This window comes from Butyricicoccus sp. AM05-1 (genome assembly GCF_003474415.1).
Lineage (GTDB): Bacteria > Bacillota > Clostridia > Oscillospirales > Butyricicoccaceae > Agathobaculum > Agathobaculum butyriciproducens.
Genome location: NZ_QUDG01000002.1, coordinates 376,200 through 396,511, shown reverse-complemented (window position 1 = coordinate 396,511; position 20,312 = coordinate 376,200). Strand labels below are relative to the sequence as shown.

14 protein-coding genes and 1 pseudogene are annotated in these 20,312 nt (G+C 56.6%); 7 read left to right on the top strand and 8 right to left on the bottom strand.

The features are described from left to right. Positions 1–142: 142 nt before the first annotated feature. Positions 143–2,197, top strand: a pseudogene (gene recG / locus DW088_RS05805) (ATP-dependent DNA helicase RecG); the annotation flags it as partial. A 68-nt stretch (positions 2,198–2,265) separates the two neighbouring features. On the opposite strand, the gene secA reads toward recG, so the two are convergent. The 3 genes from secA to prfB all read right to left on the bottom strand — a co-directional run bounded on the left by secA (position 2,266) and on the right by prfB (position 7,712). Further along, positions 2,266–5,082 carry a preprotein translocase subunit SecA gene (gene secA, locus DW088_RS05800; RefSeq protein ID WP_118360091.1) on the bottom strand — a complete coding sequence of 939 codons (2,817 nt, stop codon included), beginning with the start codon at positions 5,080–5,082 and terminating at the stop codon, positions 2,266–2,268. Between the two features lie 120 nt (positions 5,083–5,202). Next, a complete protein-coding gene (locus tag DW088_RS05795; RefSeq protein WP_116704759.1) occupies positions 5,203–5,538 on the bottom strand; it encodes a hypothetical protein in 336 nt (111 codons plus the stop codon). A gap of 1,034 nt (positions 5,539–6,572) precedes the next feature. Further along, the gene (gene prfB / locus DW088_RS05790; RefSeq protein WP_110435513.1) at positions 6,573–7,712 is read right to left on the bottom strand and encodes a peptide chain release factor 2; all 1,140 of its coding nucleotides are present in this window, start codon (positions 7,710–7,712) and stop codon (positions 6,573–6,575) included. Between the two features lie 583 nt (positions 7,713–8,295). Here prfB and DW088_RS05785 point away from each other — a divergent pair. Continuing rightward, the gene (locus DW088_RS05785; RefSeq protein ID WP_118760733.1) at positions 8,296–9,246 is read left to right on the top strand and encodes a calcium/sodium antiporter; all 951 of its coding nucleotides are present in this window, start codon (positions 8,296–8,298) and stop codon (positions 9,244–9,246) included. 220 nt (positions 9,247–9,466) lie between these two features. Here DW088_RS05785 and DW088_RS05780 read toward each other — a convergent pair whose 3' ends face one another. Continuing rightward, positions 9,467–9,850 (bottom strand): hypothetical protein, encoded by a 384-nt coding sequence (locus DW088_RS05780; protein WP_147356552.1) that lies wholly within the window; start codon positions 9,848–9,850, stop codon positions 9,467–9,469. Positions 9,851–9,946: 96 nt separating this feature from the next. Between DW088_RS05780 and DW088_RS05775 the strand changes: the two genes are divergently transcribed. From DW088_RS05775 to DW088_RS05765, 3 genes are read left to right on the top strand one after another with little or no spacing between them, the layout of a single operon-like run. Beyond that, on the top strand, positions 9,947–11,344 hold the full coding sequence (locus tag DW088_RS05775; protein WP_118360089.1) for a Wadjet anti-phage system protein JetA family protein: 1,398 nt from the start codon (positions 9,947–9,949) through the stop codon (positions 11,342–11,344). Then, on the top strand, positions 11,341–11,973 hold the full coding sequence (locus DW088_RS05770) for a DUF4194 domain-containing protein (protein WP_118360088.1): 633 nt from the start codon (positions 11,341–11,343) through the stop codon (positions 11,971–11,973). Before DW088_RS05775 ends, DW088_RS05770 begins: the two co-directional genes overlap by 4 nt. Continuing rightward, complete coding sequence (locus DW088_RS05765; RefSeq protein WP_118360087.1) at positions 11,942–15,289, top strand: ATP-binding protein; 3,348 nt, start codon at positions 11,942–11,944, stop codon at positions 15,287–15,289. Before DW088_RS05770 ends, DW088_RS05765 begins: the two co-directional genes overlap by 32 nt. 94 nt (positions 15,290–15,383) lie before the next feature. Here the strand turns inward: DW088_RS05765 and DW088_RS05760 are convergent, their stop codons facing one another. Beyond that, a complete protein-coding gene (locus DW088_RS05760) occupies positions 15,384–16,292 on the bottom strand; it encodes an asparaginase (protein ID WP_118360086.1) in 909 nt (302 codons plus the stop codon). A gap of 42 nt (positions 16,293–16,334) precedes the next feature. Beyond that, positions 16,335–16,676 (bottom strand): winged helix-turn-helix transcriptional regulator, encoded by a 342-nt coding sequence (locus DW088_RS05755; protein WP_110435506.1) that lies wholly within the window; start codon positions 16,674–16,676, stop codon positions 16,335–16,337. 174 nt (positions 16,677–16,850) lie between these two features. Between DW088_RS05755 and DW088_RS05750 the strand changes: the two genes are divergently transcribed. Both DW088_RS05750 and DW088_RS05745 read left to right on the top strand, forming a co-directional pair. Then, on the top strand, positions 16,851–17,246 hold the full coding sequence (locus DW088_RS05750) for a pyridoxamine 5'-phosphate oxidase family protein (RefSeq protein ID WP_118360085.1): 396 nt from the start codon (positions 16,851–16,853) through the stop codon (positions 17,244–17,246). A gap of 136 nt (positions 17,247–17,382) precedes the next feature. After that, positions 17,383–18,408 (top strand): YeiH family protein, encoded by a 1,026-nt coding sequence (locus tag DW088_RS05745; protein WP_118360084.1) that lies wholly within the window; start codon positions 17,383–17,385, stop codon positions 18,406–18,408. A 275-nt stretch (positions 18,409–18,683) separates the two neighbouring features. On the opposite strand, the gene DW088_RS05740 is transcribed toward DW088_RS05745, so the two are convergent. Together DW088_RS05740 and DW088_RS05735 are read right to left on the bottom strand one after the other, a co-directional pair. Continuing rightward, positions 18,684–19,100, bottom strand: a complete 417-nt coding sequence (locus tag DW088_RS05740; protein WP_118360083.1) for a YjdF family protein — start codon at positions 19,098–19,100, stop codon at positions 18,684–18,686. 380 nt (positions 19,101–19,480) lie between these two features. Beyond that, a complete protein-coding gene (locus DW088_RS05735; RefSeq protein ID WP_118360082.1) occupies positions 19,481–20,269 on the bottom strand; it encodes a TIM barrel protein in 789 nt (262 codons plus the stop codon). Positions 20,270–20,312 lie beyond the last annotated feature (43 nt).

Here is a 20,312-nt window from a genome sequence, read left to right as displayed (position 1 = left end):
AGGGCGAACCGCCTGAGCGGTTCGTGCGCCCCGGTCAATTGGTGCAGAAAAAGGGTGCCGCCCAGAATGGGCGAACCGCCTGCGCGGTTCGCGCGTCCCGTAAGGCGGGTGCTTTGTAAATCAAAATTCCCAAAGGAGAGTCCACATGCCATCGGTTGATGACAGCATCCAGTTCGTCAGGGGCATCGGCCCGAAAAAGGCGAAGCTGCTCGAAAAACTGCATATTCGCACGCTCCGTGACGCGCTCGAGACCTACCCGCGCGACTATGAGGACCGCACCCACATCACGCCGATTGCGGAAATCGACATGGAGGACAAGTACGCCGTGCGCGCTGTGGTCGGCACCGAACCCAAGGTCAACCGTATCCGCAAGGGCCTGACGTTGGTTAAGTGTACGATTTACGATGAAACCGGCACGCTGAACGTCACCTACTTCAACAATCCGTATGCTGCGGCGCAGCTGCGCGTCGGACAGGAGTATGTGTTCTACGGCAAGGTACAGGGCTATGGACGCGGCCGCACAATGGTTTCCCCGCAGTCCGAGAAGGTCGCACCGGACGCTGACCACCCGGGACGCATCGTGCCGGTCTATCCGCTGACGGCGGGACTGACCCAGCGCGATCTTGAGCGCGTAACCGCTGCCGCGCTCGACACGCTGACCGGTGAATGGCCGGATCCGCTGCCCGAACTTTTGCGGGCGAAATACCGCCTGTCGGACGCAGTAGACGCACTTTCTGCAATTCACCGACCGAAAACCAAGGACGATGTGGCGCAGGCGCGCCGACGCATGGTATTCGAGGAGCTGTTTTTGCTCTGCTGCGGCCTGCAGCAGCTGAAGGAGCGTCGAAAGGCGGATTCCGGCATTGTTTTCACCTCAAATGGATTGGATTCGTTCTTTGAAGCCCTGCCGTTTACGACGACCGGTGCACAGCGGCGTGCGATTATGGAGATTGCGGCAGACTGCGCCTCCGGACGGCCGATGAACCGGCTGGTGCAGGGCGATGTCGGCTCGGGCAAGACAGTGGTAGCGGCCGGATTGTGTGCGCTGGCCGCGCAGAACGGCTGGCAGGCGGCTTTCATGGCGCCGACCGAAATCCTCGCTGCGCAGCACGCGGAGACGCTTGCACCCATGCTGGATAAGCTGGGCATCTCGTGCACGCTGCTTACCGGATCGATGACTGCCGCGCAGAAACGTGCGGCACTGGCCGCCATCGAGACCGGCGCGGCGCAGGTGGTCGTGGGCACACACGCGCTCATTCAACAGGGTGTGCAGTTTCATCGGTTGGGTGCCGTTATCGCGGATGAGCAGCACCGGTTCGGTGTGGCGCAGCGTGCCGCGCTGTCCGCGAAAGGCGGCTCGCCGCATGTGCTCGTCATGTCGGCTACGCCGATTCCGCGTACGCTCGCACTCATCATGTACGGCGATCTGGATGTGTCCGTGCTGGACGAGATCCCGCCCGGCAGAAGTCCGGTTGAGACCTACGCCGTGGGCGAAAACATGCGCAAGCGTATTACTGCCTTCATCGACAAGCAGGTCGGTCTTGGCGGACAGGCTTACGTTGTGTGTCCGCTTATCGAGGACAGCGAAAATGCGGAAACAAAGCTGAAAAGCGCGGAGCAGCATGCAAAAGACCTGCAGAAGCTGCTTCCGCACCGGCGCGTGGCTGTACTGCACGGACGCATGAAAAACGCGGAAAAAGATCAGATCATGCGCGATTTTGCAGCGCAGAAATACGATATTCTGGTCGCAACAACGGTTATCGAGGTCGGTGTGGACGTGCCGAACGCCAATCTGATGGTGGTCGAGGACGCAGACCGGTTCGGTCTGTCGCAGCTGCACCAGCTGCGCGGACGTGTCGGCCGCGGTACACGGCAGTCGTACTGCGTGTTCTTCGGCGCGGATAAGGGACAGGTCGCGCGGGAGCGCCTGCGCATCCTGTGCAAAACCGGCGACGGCTTCGAGGTCGCACGCGCAGACCTCGCACAGCGCGGTCCGGGTGACTTTTTCGGTCAGCGGCAGCACGGCCTGCCCGCACTGCACGTTGCGGATTTGGCGGCTGACCTTGCGCTCATGCAGAACGCCCGCGAGGAAGCGGAAGCGTTGCTGGCTGCCGACCCAACACTCGCCGGCTATCCCATCCTGCTCGACCGTGTGCAGCGCATGTTCGCCGAACAAAATGATGAAGCGTTCAATTAAATAAAAACAGGAGAGAACCTCGGTTCTCTCCTGTTTCAGTCTGTCAATAAAGTCCGGTTTCTCGACAGTTATTTATACGGGTCGTCCGGCTTGAGGTAGCAGCATTTCTTATACTTCTTGCCGCTGCCGCACGGGCACGGATCATTCGGGCCCGGCTTCTTGCCGGCACGCTTGGGCTCTGCCTTGACAGAGCCGTCGGTTGCGCCTGCTGCGCCGGTCTCCTTGGCTACCTGCTCACGCTTGGGTTCCTCACGGGTGCGAACCTGTGCAAGGAAAATCATGCGGACGGTATCCTCGCGGATAGAATCGATCATCGCGTCGAACATATCAAAGCCTTCGCGCTTATACTCGACCACCGGATCGTACTGACCGTATGCACGCAGGCCGATGCCGTTGCGCAGCTCGGTCATAGCGTCGATGTGGTCCATCCACTTGCTGTCTACGTTCTTGAGCAGTACAACGCGCTCCAGCTCACGCATGATGGGCGAGCCGAGGGCCTGCTCCTTAGAGTCATAAACCTTATGCGCCTGATCTGCCAGAATGTTGGTCAGCTGGTCAGCGGTCAGGTCGTCGCACTCCTCGGGCGTGAAGGTGCAGTCCTCCGGACGCAGGAATACGCCGATGAACGGACGGCGCGCCTGTTCAACCATCTCGGTCGAAATCAGGTTATGCTCGCCGATGGCGGCATGAACCGCATGGGCGATGGTCTCGTCGATCATCTTGACGATGTTGTCCTTAACGTCCTTGCCCTCGAGCACCTGCAGACGCTGTGCGTAGATGGTCTGACGCTGGGTGTTCAGCACATCGTCATACTCAAGGACGTGCTTACGAACGCCGAAGTTGCGGGATTCGATCTTCTTCTGAGCATTTTCGATCGCGCCGGACAGAATCTTCTGGTCGATCGGCTCGTCATCGGCAATGCCGAGGGTGTCCATCATGTTCTGGATACGCTCGGAGCCGAACAGACGCATGAGGTCATCCTCCAGCGAAATGTAGAAGCTGGATTCGCCGGGGTCGCCCTGACGGCCGGCACGGCCGCGCAGCTGGTTGTCGATTCGGCGGGACTCGTGACGCTCGGTGCCGAGGATATACAGACCGCCTGCCGCACGAACCTTTTCGGCTGCCGCGTCGGTCTCGGTCTTGAACTTGCTGTACAGCTCCTCAAACTTGGCACGGATAGCGAGAACCTCCTGATCGTCGGTATCGGCATGGCCGTTTGCCTCGTAGATCATATGGTCGATGTAGTCGTGCGCAACGCGCTCGTCCATCTCGCCCTTCTGCACACGGTCCTCGACCTCGTGACGGAGATACTTCTTAATTTCATCCAGCGCCATGGTCTCGGCGTTGCCGCCGAGCATGATATCGGTACCACGGCCTGCCATGTTGGTTGCAATGGTAACTGCGCCCGGCTTGCCGGCCTGTGCAACGATCTCTGCCTCGCGCTCGTGATACTTTGCGTTCAGGACGGTGTGCTTGATGCCCTTGGCCTTCAGGATCTTGCTCAGTTCCTCAGACTTTTCGATGGAAACCGTGCCGACCAGAATCGGCTGACCCTTTGCGTGGCACTGCTCAATGCGGGCAATGGTCGCCATGATCTTGCCGCGCTCGTTCTTATAAACCGCATCCGGATTGTCCTTACGGGCGATCGGCTTGTTGGTCGGGATTTCGATAACGTCCAACTGATAGGTGTGGCGGAACTCCTCCTCCTCGGTCAGCGCGGTACCGGTCATGCCGGACAGCTTACCGTACAGACGGAAGTAGTTCTGGAAGGTGATGGTTGCCAGCGTCTTGCTCTCGTGCTCGACCTTTACGCCTTCCTTGGCCTCGATCGCCTGATGCAGACCCTCGTTGTAGCGGCGGCCGAACATCAGACGGCCGGTAAACTCATCAACAATGATGACCTGACCGTCACGGACAACGTAATCTACGTCGCGCTGCATAACGCCGCGTGCCTTGATGGCCTGGTTGATGTGGTGCTGCAGCGTGGTATTCGCGGGATCGGACAGATTTTCTACCTTAAAGTAAGCCTCGGCGCGCTTCTGACCGTGGGGGGTCAGCGTCGCGGTCTTTGCCTTTTCATCGACGATGTAATCGGCATCGATGTCGTCCTGCTCCTCCTTGGCATCCACTTCCTTGACGCGCAGGCAGGAAAGCTGAGCGGCAAAGCGGTCCGCGATCTCGTACAGCTGAGAGGACTTCTCGCCCTGACCGGAGATGATCAGCGGGGTACGCGCCTCATCAATCAGGATGGAGTCAACCTCATCGACGATGGCGAACGCATGGTCACGCTGAACCATTGCATTTTTGTAGATCGCCATGTTGTCGCGCAGGTAGTCGAAACCGAACTCATTGTTCGTGCCGTAGGTGATATCAGCGGCGTACATCGCCTTGCGGGCCTGCGGCGGAACCTCGTGAATGACAAGGCCAACCTTGAGACCGAGGAAGCGGTATACCTTGCCCATCCACTCACTGTCTCGCTTGGCGAGGTAGTCGTTGACGGTGACAATGTGAACGCCCTTGCCGGTCAGTGCGTTCAGATAAGCGGGAAGGGTAGCCACAAGGGTTTTGCCTTCACCGGTCTTTATCTCTGCGATACGGCCCTGATGCAGGACGATACCGCCGATGATCTGTACACGGTAATGACGCATACCGAGTACGCGCCATGCTGCTTCACGGCAGGTGGCAAATGCCTCCGGCAAAAGCTGGTCGAGCGTTTCGCCGTTCTGGTAGCGCTGCTTGAATTCGTCTGTCTTGGCGCGCAGCTCGTCGTCGGTCAGCTTTTTGAACTGCTCTTCGAGTGCGTCCACTTTATCCGCAATGGGGTAGATCTTTTTCAGCTCGTGCGACGAGTGCGTGCCGAAAATTTTGGTCAAAAAATTAGCCATTACTTTTCTTCAGCCTTTCAAAAGGGCGCAATAGCCCCATTTGTTACATATACGATAATATTATAGCATAAAGTGGACAGGATATAAATAAATTTTTTGTGAATAAGCAAATTACTGATATTATAAAGCTGTTAAAGCGGCGGCTGTGGCGGCAAACACGGCGGCGGACGGGTCGTTTTCCCGTTCGGACAGGGGATGCCACAGGCGGTCTACACGCGCCATGCCGCCGGAAAGCCGGGTGTAGACTACCACCTGCTCCATGCCGAGCCGCACGCCGGTCAGCCGCAGGTGCATCATGCAGCGGTTCTCGCTCAGATAGATGGGCTGGGTGCGGTGCAGTGCAACGTAGCCGCGCACGTTGGCCCAGCGGTAGATTTCGCTTTCAGCGAGGTCGTGGATGCTGCCGTGCTCACCGAGATGGACGGCGGTGCTGCTCAGCACCAGACTGCGGTCCACCGAGGTGACTTCATCGTGACCGGTCAGCGGCCGTTCGTCTGCACCGAGCGTGCACAGCGCGATATTGTTGCGTAACGGGTAAAATCGCAGCGGAAGCGCGTTTGTTTTAGCCGCTGCGGTGAAAACTGCTGTCTGCGTAAAAACTCCTCCGTTGCGGCGTGATTTTGCACGGATTTATCCACAGACTTGTGGATAATTAGATGACTCCATGCCGGTGCCGCGGAGTGTTATTGTATCACGCGGAATGCGCGGGATTTGTCAAAATGGAAATTTCAGCAAGCGGGATTTTCCGGGTGGAACCTTTTCAGCACCGACTGTGCGGGGAGCACGAACTGCGTGAGCGTGTTCGTTCCTAACGGGCGGGGAGTTTTTTGCTTATATCAAGCGGGGGAGTTGCGCTCTGCGGAGCGCGGGAGACTGCCGCGCCCGCGGCTGGGGCAAAGAGGAAGGGACACCTGCGGTTTCCCTTCCTCTTTGAACTCCTACCTTTCCCTTGGGGATAGCACGGCGAAAATCGGAGAGGCGGGACCGCTCCGAAATAGGGGAACGGCAGTCGGGTTACCGCTGCGTGTCTTTCTCCGCCTTTTCGCAGTTCACAGACAGCGTACTGCTACACAGACGGTTGAGTCTACGCAGGCGCGGCATGACCATGCCGCGCAACCCTTTTGCACGTTGTAACGGACGGCACCTGCGAATTTAGACGTTCAGTATAATTTATCTTCGCAGGTGCTGTCTATCATAACGCGCTAACGAATTGCGCGACACTGTCATGTCGCGCCTGCGCAGAGTAGCCGATATGTGTAGCAGTAGGGTAACCGAACTGCGAATAGGTAAAAGAAAAGGACGGACCCGAAGTAGGTCCGTCCTTATGAGAGGAAAAATCCTCTGTCGTTCCTCTTTTTCGAAGCGGTCGCCGGTCTATGGTCTGCGCCAGACTAAGAAATAAAGGAAACGGGATTCACAAGGGTGGAAACCTTGGTGTCCATCCTTGTGCCCACCGCCGTGGGTACGGCGGTAACGCGAAGTGCGGTAAATTACATATTACCGCCCTTGCTGCCTTCCCACACGCCGGTAGCGAGTGCAGACAGGTATGCGTTGATAAAACCGTCAATATCGCCATCCATTACAGCGTTGATATTGGCATTTTCAAAGCCGGTACGCGTATCCTTGGCAAGCGTATACGGCATGAAAACGTAGGAGCGAATCTGGCTGCCCCATTCAATCTTCTGCTGAACGCCTTTGATGTCCGAGATTTTCTCAAGATGCTCGCGCTCCTTGATCTCAACCAGCTTGGAACGCAGCATGCGCAGACAGTTCTCCTTGTTCTGCAGCTGGCTTCGCTCGGTCTGGCAGGCTACAACAATGCCGGTTGCCTTGTGAATCAGTCGAACCGCAGACGAGGTCTTATTGATGTGCTGACCGCCTGCACCGGACGAACGGTAAACCTGCATTTCGTAATCATCCGGCTTGATCTCAAAGTCCGTGGAGGTATCCGGAATATCCGGAACGACCTCTACAGCCGAGAACGAGGTCTGACGGCGGCCGGATGCATCAAACGGAGAGATACGGACCAGACGGTGTACGCCGTTTTCACCCTTGAGGAAGCCGTAGGCGTTTTCGCCCTCAATGAGAATATCGGCGGACTTGATACCCGCGGTATCGCCATCCTGGTAGTCCATGATCTTATAGGTAAAGCCGTGACGCTCTGCCCAGCGGGTGTACATGCGGTACAGCATCGCGCACCAGTCCTGTGCCTCAGTGCCGCCGGCACCGGCGTGGAAGGATACGAGCGCGTTGTGGCTGTCGTACTCGCCAGTCAGCAGCGTGCGCAGCTTCTGCTCGGCAATGCCGTCTTCCAGCTCCTTGTAGCCGCTTTCCAGCTCCTCAAGCATGGATTCGTCGTTTTCTTCGATCGCCATTTCGCAGATGGTGAGCAGGTCATCGCACAGCTCGGTCATCTTGTTGTACGCTTCAACCTTGCCCTTGAGCGAGCCCATGCGGGAGACAATCTTCTGGCTCTCCTCCGGATTATCCCAGAAACCCGGCTGAGAGGACTTGATCTCCAGCTCCTCTACCTCACGCTTCGCCTGCTCCAGACCGAGCGAGGTGTACAGCTCCTCAAGCTCGGGCTTGAGGTTGTTCAGCTTGACCTTGTATTCCTCAAATTCCAGCATGAAAATGCTCCTTCACTTTCAGATTGTTCAAAATTTCAGTACCTTATAGTATATAGGTTCACGAGGGACTTGTAAAGATTTTTTCGTGAATTATAGCAGTTTAGATAAATAATGCGGCAAAAGTAGCGTATAAAGCGCGCAAAGAGCAAGGAAATTTTATGAAGCCATGCTGGGCGCATGGCGAATGAAATTGACGATGCTATTTGCGTGCTGTATGCGCGCACTTGTTGCAGTATTTGTCTGAACTGCTATAAGGGGTTGTCCCGTAAAGATTGTGTACATTTCCACAAGTTCGGCTTGACTAATCGCTTTTTTTCCCATATGATAGTTACTGTAAAAGGGAGTAGCTCACGCGAGAGCGCGTGGTCGGTGCCGACAAGCCCGATTGACGAAAAGTCAATCCGTACCGAGCCGTAAGCAGCAAGACTTTTACCGCAGTATGCGGTAAAAGTCTTTTTTTGTGCTCTGCAGCCGGAAATCGAGCGAAAACTCCCTCGTAAGCATGTACACTGTTGGGGACGAGGGCATTGCCGTGAAGGTGCGGTGCTGCCCGAGATTTTCCGGAAACGAAGGAGGAACCTGTATGCTGTCATTTGTATTTCTGGTGATCGGCTTTGCACTTATGATCTGGGGTGCGGATAAGTTTGTTGCGGGTGCATCCGCACTGGCGCGCAAGCTGGGCGTATCACCGCTGCTGATCGGTCTGACCATCGTTGCGTTCGGCACATCCATGCCGGAGCTGGCGGTCAGTGTCACCGCGGCCCTGCGCGGTGCAAACGAGATTGCGGTCGGCAATGTTGTCGGCTCGAACATTTTTAATCTGCTGGTGGTGGCCGGTCTGTCCGCCGCTGTCTGTCCGCTTGTGATGGATAAAACGCTGCTCCGCCGTGACTGGCCGCTGTCCATTCTCGCGTCTGTACTGCTGTTGGGCGCCATCGCACCCGACCTGACCATCGCCCGTTGGGAAGGCGTTGTACTGCTGATTATATTCGCATTCATTCTGACGCACCAGATCCGCACCGCACTGCAGAACCGCGAGCAGCTTGCTGCCGCAGCAGCAGAAGCTGAGGCCGAGGCAGCGGAAGCACCCATGTCCACTGCGATGATCTGGGTGAATATCCTGCTCGGTCTGGCGTGCATCGTGATCGGCGGTCAGCTGGCCGTAAACGGCGCGACCGGCATTGCTCGTATGTTCGGCCTGAGTGAAACGCTCATCGGTCTGACCATTGTGGCCATGGGCACCAGCCTGCCTGAGCTTGTCACTTCCATCGTGGCTGCACGCAAGGGACAGAACGACATTGCAATGGGCAATGTTATCGGCTCGAACCTGTTTAATATTTTCCTGATTCTCGGCGTTTCGTCGGTTATCACGCCGATTCCGGTGCAGGCGACCTCTATCGTTGACTGCCTGTTCCTGATTGCCATCAGCGCGGTATTTTATCTGCCGGCGCGCAAGGGCAAGCTCGGACGCGTGCCGGGTATCGCCATGGTGGCAATGTATGCTGTCTATACAGTGTATCTTATTATGCGATAAGGTATCGCGGTCTCTTGCCTGCCCGGCAGGGGCACAAGGGTGGACACCAAGGTTTCCACCCTTGTGAATCCCGGTTCCTTTATTTCTTAGTCTGGCGCAGGTCAGAGACCGGCGACCGCTTCCATATAGGGAACGGCAGAGGAAAATTTACCATGACTTTCGGAGAAAAGAACGTAGACAAGCCGATTCGCAGTGCTGCCGTTGAGAAGAAGGGGGCGTCTCAGACTTGGCGCGCTGCCCCGAAAGGTGAACGGATGGATATCCGCGTGTTCAACACCGCACCTGCGATAAAATCTCTCTTAGACATAGAAAACACCCGATAGGATATTCCTGTCGGGTGTTGCCTTAATTGTAACGCAAAATCGTCATTCCGGCGGGCAAGGTGAGTGAGAACCATGCCTGCGCTCAGCACATTGGAGATAACGGTCGCAATCGGCACACCGGCCACACCAAGCTGCAGCGCGAATAAAATCAGCTTGTCCGCCAGACCGCCCTTGTGTTTGGTCTGTGCCATGAAACGATGATTCTCCTTGCATGAGAGCTGCGGCATTATCTTATCATGCGGCGGGCAGCGGCGCAATACGCGGGAAACGGATTTCATCATTGTAATTTTTCCTCGAAAATTGTATAATATTTTTGTATAGAAAAGCAATTTGCGTGCCGAATCTATCGTTTTGCGCCGCAGAGGAGGATAGAGGACATGAAATTTTTTGAAGCCGTGCCGGACGAGCTGTTTTCACCGCTGGCGTCACCGAACCGTGCGCTGTACGCGGATGCGCTCGATGTGCTGTACACGGCGTACCGCGAAAAGCTGAAGCTGCCCGAGGATATGCTGTATTCCATGCTGCGGAGCAGACTGGAGCAGCAGCTGGCCGAGGCTACCTTCGAGGGCGAGGATATCGACGAGGACGAGCTGCGCGATATTTCCGGCCGTGCCCGTTTCCTCATCCGCAAGCTGGGCAGCAAGGGCTGGTTTGAAAAGGAGCGCGGCACAGACTTTCGGGAATATATTACTGTGCCGGGCCACAGCAGCCGTCTGCTCGAGCTGTTCCACGCGCTGCGCGAGGACACGCCTGCACGCGGCTATTCGTATGTGTTCGGCACCTATTCCACGCTCAAGGTCGCGCATGAGTCGGACAGCGTGTATGACAAAATGGCTGCTGTCTACGGCGCATATGACAACACGCGCGCGCTCATCAACCTGCTGCAGATGGTATATCACAACGTCAAGCATTATTTTCAGATGCAGATCGACATGCACAATGTCGGGGAAGTGCTCGCATCGCACTTTGATGATTTCGGGCAGAAGGTGATGGAGGCGTACATCCGTCCGCTCAAGATCAAGGATTCCGTGCCGAAATATCGTGTGCCGATACAAAATGTGCTGACAGACTGGGCGGAGAACGATGATCTGCTCATCGCCATGGCGAATGCCGCTTTGGCTGACCGCCGAGGGGACACGCCGGAGAACTGCCGCGCCGATCTTCTTCGCAAAATTTACTGGATACAGGAGTGCTACGACAATCTCGAGCGTGATTATCTGGATGAGATCGACGCACAGGTGCGCCGCTACACGCGTGCGGCTACGCAGAAGATCGAAAACCTGACCAACCGAGATCAGAATATCCGCGGCAACCTGCACACGGTGCTGACCGCGCTGTCGCGCAACCGGCGAGCCGCCGATCTGGTGGACACGATTCAGCCGGTGTTCCGGCTGTGCGAGCAGACCTATCTGTCCGAGAGCAGCCTGTGGTACCGCAAGCGTCCGGGCAAGCGAACAAAGGCCGCGCCTGTGCTCGTGCAGGAAACCGAAGCGGATACGGCAGCCGCCGCAAAGGCGGCTGCACTTTTGCGCTCGGAGTATGGCCGCGGCGCCATCGCGGCGTATGTGCAGGGCTGGCTCGGTGAAAGCGATGTGTGCCGCTCGGAGGATATTCCGCTCAAGAATGATAAGGACTATGTGATGAGCCTGCTGGCGGTGCTGACCGGCGGCGACCGCTCGGCGGATTTCACGGTGCAGGAGCTGGACGGCGAACGCCGGGAAAACGGCTATGCTATTCCGGAGCTGCAGATCAGCCGGAAGGAGAACAACGAATGAATTTGGAATTTCTGAATACCGCTACCGCAAAGGAGCTGGAGCAGTTCAAAGCGGTGTGCAATCAGCTGCTCAGCCGCACCTATGTGGTGCGCACGCTGTACCGTCCGGGCAGGGGACGGGTGAGCAACCCGGACTACACCTTTTTGTCCATTCATTATGAGTCCGTGCGCGAGTATCTCAGCCTGCTCGACTGGGATTTGCGGCGCGACGACATAAACGGCTACTTTTATGTGCTGAACACAGATGAAGCCAACCGGTGCATCCTGTCCAAACGCGAGACCGCGATTCTGCTCGCTCTGCGCATGCTGTACGACGAAAGCCAGGAGCGCCTGGGACTCGAGCAGGACGCGCTCTGCACCGTGCGCGAGGTGCTCGAAAAGGTCGTAACCGACTACGCTATCCTGCCGGCCAAGCCGAATATGGAGGAGGTCAAGCGGGCGCTGACCGTGTTTGAAAACCACTCGATCCTGCAGCGCATCGAGGGGAAATTTAATCAGGCTGACTGCAGATTTGCCATTCTGCCGACCATTCAGACCGCTGTTTCGAGCGAACGATTGAATGAGGTCGCAGCCGTGCTGCGAAAGGAGGAGACCGCCGATGAAGAAACTGAAGAAGATTCTGCTGATTAACTGGCTGTATTTCAGCAAGGAGATCATCGAGGTCGGCGACGTGAACTTTCTGACCGGCAAAAACGGCGCAGGCAAGTCCACGGTGATTGACGCGCTGCAGATCGTTCTCCTGGGTGAGACCAATGCGCGCAACTTCAACCTGGCGGCGAATGAGCGCTCACAGCGCACGCTGGACGGCTATCTGCGTGCCGATATGGACGAGAATAACCCGTATTCCCGCCGAGGCAAGGACTTTTCGACCTATATTGCCTGCGAGTTTGAGGACGATGTGGAACACAATAGTTTCGTGTGCGGCGTGATGTTCGATTGCCGCAGTGACGGCAGTAAGCACGATCATTTCTTTATCTATGTCGGAAAACTGCCGGAAAACTGCTTTATCGAGGACGGCGAGGCGATGGATATTCACGATCTGCGCAAATTCCTCAAGCAGAATTTCTCCCGCGCCGAGGTGTACGATACCCAGTGGGAGTACCGCCGCAACATGCTCTCGCGGTGGAACGTGCACAACGAGCAGGTGCTCCGCATGATGAAAAAGGCGGTGTCGTTCCGCCCAATCGTGGATATTCAGCAGTTTATCACCGAAAATATCTGCGATATTCCGGATAAGCCGGATATCGAAGCCATGCAGCAGAACATCCGCAACTACAAGCGGCACGAGCAGCTGGCGCAGCAGCAGCAGGAAAAGCTGACCGCGCTGCAGGAGATCAGCACTCTGTACCGCGAAATGACGCGCTCGGTGGACCGCTGGCGCGTACAGTCCTTCCTCGTGCAGTGGGCGCAGAAGGAGGACATGCAGGCGCAGATTGACAGCCGCGAGCAGGAAAAGCGCAGCTGCCTGTCCGAGCTGACCGCGGCGGACACCGCGATTGAGGATTTGGCCGGGCAGGTGCAGGCGAAGGAGGAACGCCGCCGTCAGCTGGACCGCGATTATGCGCAGAGCGACACTTATCAGGAGCGCGAGCGGCTGGAAAATCAGAAGCAGTCGCTGCTGACCGAGCAGAGCAAGCTGGTGCAGGAGATGGAGCGCGACGCACTTGAGATCAAGCGGGAGGCGCTGCGGCTGACGCACCTGTGCGAGACCGCGCTTGCGTGGGACGCCGAGGATGTGCTCGTTCCGGTGCAGCAGGCGGCAGAGCAGGTGCAGCGCACCTACGCACGGCTGTCGAGCGGCGAATGCGCGATCTTCTCGCAGGAGCAGACCGTATTCGAGGACGCCCGGCAGGCGGCAGCGACCCTGTCGGACGCGCTGGCGAAGGCGGCGCATCAGCTTGGCGATAAGGTTGCAGAGCTGCAGCAGCAGCTGACCGAAAAGCAGACTGCGCTTGCCAATCTGCGCAGGAATATCAAGGATTATCCGCGCGGACTGCTGCTGTTCCGTGCCAAACTGGCGGAGGAACTGGAGCAGCAGGCGGGAGTGCCGGTTGCGGTAGATATTCTTGCGGATGTGCTGGAAATTGAGGATGAGCGCTGGCGCGGAGCCGTGGAAGGCTATCTCAACAACCAGAAGTTTTATTTTCTGGTCGAACCGGCGTATTACGAGCAGGCTTTGCGTATTTACAACAAACTCAAGTGGGAAAAGAGCCTGAACGCCTACGGTCTGGTCGATATCGGCACGCTGCGCGAGCGTGAGCATATCGACCCGCAGAGCGGCAGTCTTGCGGAAAAGGTGGAGACCGGGAACGCGCTTGCGCGAACCTACATGGATTATCTGCTCGGGCGTGTGATGTGCTGCGACACGGTTGAGCAGCTGCGCGGGTATCGGACCGCCATCACGGATGAGGGTATGCTGTATCAGGGCTATGTGGCGCGTGCGCTTCGCAGAGACCGTATGGAGGATGCGTTCATCGGCCGTCATGCGGTCACGCTGCGTATCGCTCGTCTGGAGGAGGAGGCCGCTGGTCTGCAGACCGAGATTTCGCACCGGAAACCCATCTGGCAGGCAGTTTCTCAGCAGAAAGCGCCCATGCTGACACCATATTATGTGCGAAACATCGTACCGCAGCGGCAGGCGGATTTTCTGTACCGCGCGGAACTGGAGGAGGAGATCAACGCGATCGACGAGCAGGTCTCCCATCTCGACCTGCTGTGGCTGGATCAGCAGAAGCAGCTGATCGCCGAGATCAGCGACGAGATTGCGGCGCTGAGTCATCAGCGCGAGGTGCAGATCGCGCACAAGGCAAGGCTGGAGGAGCGTATTCGTCAGCTGGACGAGGAAATTCTGCCCGAGCAGTACCGCAGCCGCACCGAAATGGAGCGCAGGCTGGCGGAAACCTTCTCGGAGACCTACCGCGACGATATCGGTCTGCCGCGCTACCGGCAGGAGCTGGAGCGTCTGCACCGGCCGGATATCGTGTACCGCAATTTCAGCAGCCACCATGCACAGGTTGTCAACGAGATGGAGAACGCACGCGCGGCACTCCTGCGGGCGCGCCGAGAATATGTCGAGCGGTTGGGGCCGTGCTCGTTCCGCGTGGAGGCAGATGACAATGCGGAGTTCGATGCGGAACGCCGTGTGCTCGAGGAAAGCGAGCTGCCGCAGTACCGCACCAAAATCCGTGCCGCACGCGAGAGTGCGATGGAGCAGTTCCAGAACGACTTCCTGTCCAAGCTGAAAAGCAGCATCGAGCAGGTGCAGGATCAGGTAAAGAACCTCAATCGGGCACTGCGGCAGGCGCAGTTCGGCACGGACAGCTACCAGTTCCGCGTGGACCGCAATCCGGATTATGCCGAATATTACGACATGATTATGGCGCCGGAGCTGATGGAAGGCGATATTACGCTGTTTTCCGCACAGTTTCAGGAGAAATACGGTCCGCTGATCGACAAGCTGTTCAGCCAGATCACCATGGCGGACGATACCCAGCTCAACGCCCGCAAGCAGAGTGAGCTGCAGGAGAACATCGAGCGGTACACCGACTTCCGCACCTATCTGAAGTTCGATCTGGAGACCACCGATCAGAACGGCTCCAAGCAGCTGCTGTCGCAGACGCTCAACACCAAGTCGGGCGGCGAGACGCAGACGCCGTTCTATATCGCGGTTCTGGCCTCGTTCGCGCAGCTGTATCGCGTGAGCGATACGTCCAGCTTCGGCAACACGGTGCGTCTGGTCGTGTTCGACGAGGCATTCAACAAGATGGACAGTGAGCGTATCATCGAAAGCGTGCGTCTGCTGCGCAAAATGGGTCTGCAGGCGATCATCTGCACCCCGCCGGATAAGGTTTCGGATATCATGCCGATCGCGGATAGAACGCTGCTGGTTGATAAGCATAAGTATCGGATGCACATTCTGCCGTTCAGCAAGGAGAATGCACAGTAAAGAAAAATCCCGCTTTCTCGCGTGAGAAGGCGGGATTTTGTGTTATTTCGGACAGGCTGGCGTATTCTAAATTGTACGCTGCGGGCAGAACATCTTACAATTCACCGCACATGAGTGCGCCGAGCGCGTCCTCGAAGGTACGGCTGCCGAGAGAAATCGCACCGAGTGCTTCGGCACGGCGTCCAACCTCGTATTTGTGCAGGTGTACGCCGCCTTCCAGGCACTGCGTGGTGATATACACGCGCGTGCCGCTTTGGATCAGATCACGCACGGCGGCTTCCAAACGGGCGGGTACGCCGCCTGCGCCGAAGGCTTCGAGTACAACCTTGGGGTAGCCGAGCAGCACGGAGAAGAATGACGGGTCGAGATCGGGGGTCAGGCGCACCGGAAGGATGTGGGTGTCGATGTGTTCTACGAGTTTCGGTTCACCGGAGGGGACAGACGCAGGTGTGTTCCAGTGTACTTCACTCTCACGGATTTCGCCTGCCGGTGCGGCATTTGCCGAGAGAAATGCGTTAATCTCGGTCGAATGCTGCTTGAAAACGTGGCTGCCGTGCAAAATCTGACCGTTCATTACGGCGTACACGCCTGCGCGTCCGTCTGCCGCAGTGCGGAACGCATCCAGCAGATTGCGCGGCGCATCCGAGTCCGACACGCCCATTGGCAGCATGGAGCCGGTCAGCACGAGCGGCTTATCGAAATGCGGCAGCAGGTGGGTGAGCAGCGCGGCGGTGTATGCGAGCGTGTCCGTGCCGTGCGTGAGTACAAAGCCGTCGAATTCCTCACGGTTTTGCCAGACCGCCCGGGCCATGCGCTGACGGTCGGCGGCGGTCACGTCGGTCGAGTCCAGCTGCATAAGATCGAGCGTTTCAACTGTGCACAGTGCAGACAGTTCGGGCAGTGCGCCGAGCAGTGCGGCGCTGTCCAGAGCGGGGGAAAGACCGTGTGCGGTCTCACAACATGCAATTGTGCCGCCGGTGGCGATCATTAAAATATGAGGCATGATTTTCCTCCTGAAAGTTGTTTTTACGGATAGAAAGCCGGATTAACGGCACTGTGCCTGATAATTTTCTCCCCATTTCCACAGAGCGTCCATCACGGGTTTCAGGCTGTACCCGAGTTCGGTCAGCGTGTATTCTACACGCGGCGGCACCTCGGCATAGACTTTGCGTGTCAGCAGACCGCTGGCCTCCATCTGGCGCAGCTGTGCGGTCAGAACCTTCTGCGTGACGTGCCCGATGGATTTTTTCAGTTCGCCGAAACGCAGGGTGCCGTTCATCAGGTCACGCAGGATGAGCACCTTCCATTTATCGCTGATGAGCGTCAGCGTGGTCTCGACAGGGCAGGCGGGCAGCTCCTGTTTTGCGGTCGATTCGGTCAGTTCCATGAGAAAAACCTCCTTGTTAACGCGATTTTCGCCAATAGTATCTTTTAGGTAACTACACCACAATATTGTGCTTACTTTACAGATTGTCACTACGGCTTTATTATAGAATCACCGAAAGGGAAAAGCAATCCCAATATAGAAAAAGAAAATAAAATTTTCATGGAGGTATTTATCATGAGCAAGGTCGTAGAATTTCTGCAGGCAAATCCGGTACAGTATCTGGCAACCGTAGGCCGTGACGGTAAGGCAAAGTGCCGTCCGTTCATGTTCTCGGGCGAGATGGACGGCAAGCTGTGGTTCTGCACGAACAACACGAAGGACGTTTACAAGGATATGCAGGCAAATCCGGAGATCGAAATCTCGGTTTCCAGCCCGGAGTACGCATGGATTCGCCTGCACGGCAAGGCTGTTTTCGAGAACAACATGGCTGCCAAGGAGATGTGCATCGCAAATCCGATCGTCAAGAGCCAGTACGGCGAGGCGACCAACCCGATCTTCGAGGTGTTCTATCTCGAGGATGCACACGGCAGTATCGCTGATTTCTCCGGAAATCCGCCGTATGAATTCTAAAATCTGCTGAAACCCTCTGAATCAGCCTGTACACAGCGTACAGGCTGATTTCTTTTGCCCTTTGCCGAAACTAAGTATTGAACTGCACCGCCGAGATAGTGTATACTGGTATTCGGCTTATGAAAGGGGTAAAACAATGGAATTTCTTAAGAAAAACGGCGCCGGACTGTTGCTGTGCCTGTGCATTGCGATTCCGGCATGGCTGCTGGGACAGGCGGTGCCGGTTGTCGGCGGACCGGTATTCTCCATCCTGATCGGCATGGTGCTCACGCTGTTCTGGAAGGACAAGACCAAGGTGCAGCCGGGTATCGGCTTTACCTCGAAAAAGGTGCTGCAGTACGCGGTTATCCTGCTCGGCTTCGGTCTTAACCTGTCCGAGATTGCCAAGGTCGGCGCACAGTCGCTGCCCATCATCGTTTCAACCATCGGCACCTCGCTGATCGTGTCGTTCGTGCTGTGCAAGGCAATGAAGGTACCGTCCAATATCTCAACGCTGGTCGGTGTCGGCTCGTCCATCTGCGGCGGCTCGGCAATCGCGGCAACCGCTCCGGTCATCGGTGCGGACGATGAGGAGATCGCGCAGGCGATTTCGGTCATTTTTCTGTTCAACGTCATCGCGGCGCTGACCTTCCCGACGCTCGGCGGCATGCTTGGCATGACCGACCACGGTTTCGGTCTGTTTGCGGGCACGGCGGTCAACGATACCTCGTCCGTAACGGCAGCCGCTTCCGCGTGGGACGGCATTCACGGCAGCAATACGCTGGAAATCGCCACCATCGTCAAGCTGACGCGCACGCTGGCAATCATTCCGATCACGCTCGTACTGGCGCTGTGGCGCACCCACAAGGCCAAGACCGAGCAGAGCAAGGGCGGCGAAGCCTTCTCGCTCAAGCGCGCGTTCCCGATGTTTATTTTGTATTTTGTGCTCGCGTCCATCATCACCACGGTGTGCACCACGGTCGGCGTACCGGCAGGCGTGTTTACGCCGCTCAAGACGCTGTCCAAGTTCTTCATCGTTATGGCGATGGCGGCTATCGGCATGAATACCAATATCGTAAAGCTGGTCAAGACCGGCGGCAAGCCGATTTTCATGGGCTTTTGCTGTTGGGTCGCTATTGCGTGCGTCAGCATTGCAATGCAGCATTTGCTTGGTTTTCTCTAAGCGGAATGAAAAAGCACAAAGGACTAATGTCCTTTGTGCTTGAGGCTGTCGAAAAACTAACGTTTTCCGAACAGCCTCTCGATCGAAACCACGTTTTCGATCGAATTCCGAAGAAAAACCGCGTCCTCCGGACACATTTCTTCTTCCCTTGTATAAAAACCGAGGTACACGCCCCCGGTTTTTATGAATTTGCTGCGCAAATTCTATTTTATGCGTGCTGTCGCACGAAGCACAAAATAGAAATCTGACTTTTTCGACAAGCTGAGCACAAAGGACTAATGTCCTTTGTGCTTTTCGCGTTTTTGCTGCTGTTTGAGTGCATAAAGCCGTTTGGCATCGGCCTGTTTGCGCGCACGGCTCCGGCGCTTGCGCACCTGCTTGTTCTGCTCCTGCTGGAGCTGCAGCGCCTGCTGCGATTTGGTGCCGATGCCGACTTGCGCGGTCTGCCGTCCGGCTTCCCGCTGTGCCCGTTTGGGATTGCGGTGTGCAGGCTTTACGGCAGTCTCAACAGCCGGACTGAATTGCAATCGGTAGTAGTGCCGCAGCAGGTACATCAGCAGCTCCGGCTCCTTCGGCTCTGCGCCGAAGGTTACCTTTGCCGCGGATAACCTGCCGTTTTCGATCCGCTCGAATACACCGACCCAGAACGGGTCCTCAAAAAATACGGTCAGTTTGCCAATTACTTTGTCCATTGTTTTTCCCTCCTGAAAAATAAATGAACAAAGAATGGACAACCCGGAGGGGCAGGTTACTTACCCTGCAAAAGCAGGACGGCCGGGCTACCTACCGGCTCTGGTGCACGGAGTGCACGTTGCGTTTTTATCTTTGCGGTTTTTATTATAGCATGAAAATGCAGAGTGCGGTCAAAGATTTTGATTTGCGGATTCTATCAGCCTGTGTATGGTATCGCAGGGGCGGACCGGTGTGTTCGCACTGTCAGTCGGAACGTCAATCCCTCGAAAGGACGCGCAATGTGCGCCCCTGCAAAAAGCTGATATGACCGAATGCCTGCTTCATAGTATAACAGAAGTCCCTGTACCATACAGCACAGGGACTTGAAAGAAAGAGAGATTTAGGCGTTTTCCATGATGGCCTTAACGGCAGCTGCGGTATCGGTCAGCGGGAACAGCTCATAGCCGACACGGCCGGTGTAGCCGCACTCCTCGAGGTGACGGATAACCTTCTTATAGTTGATCTCACCGGTGTCCGGCTCATGACGGCCCGGAGCATCAGCAACGTGAATGTGGCCGAAGGTGTCGCCGTAGTTGGAGATGGTATCGCAGATGCAGCCCTCGTTGATCTGCATGTGGTATACATCATACAGCAGCTTGAGACGCGGAGAGCCGATCAGACGAACGATTTCAGCGCCCATCTGGGTGGTAGCGAGGAAGTTGCCGACGTGGTCGGTGGTGATGTTCAGCGCCTCGAGGTTGAGGTTGATCTCTTCCTTCTCAGCCAGCTCAGCGCAGGCGAGCAGCGTGTCGTACATCGAGCACAGCTTTACGGTGTGGGAAAGGTTATCGTAGTGGTTTACTACAATGCCGCCATCACCCAGTGCGTTGGAGTGGATGGTAACGCTGGCTGCGCCAACCTTCTTAGCCGCCGCGATGGACTCCTTCAGGTAGTCCAGATACTTCTGCTTGTGGGTCGGGTCTACGAGCGAGTAGTCCGCATCGCCGTTGAAGCCGGAAATGGCAATGCCGGCCTTCTCAGCAGCCTCGCGGGTCGCATCCAGATCGCGGATACGCCAGTCCCAGAACTCTACGGCCTCAAAGCCGTCGTTCTTTGCAGCCTGGAAACGGTCGAGCCAGTCCAGCTCGGTGTAAAGGGTATCAATGCAAGCGCATTTTCTCAGTGCCATAATAAATTACCTCCAAATTTTCTTGTTTCGGTTGTCTTACTCT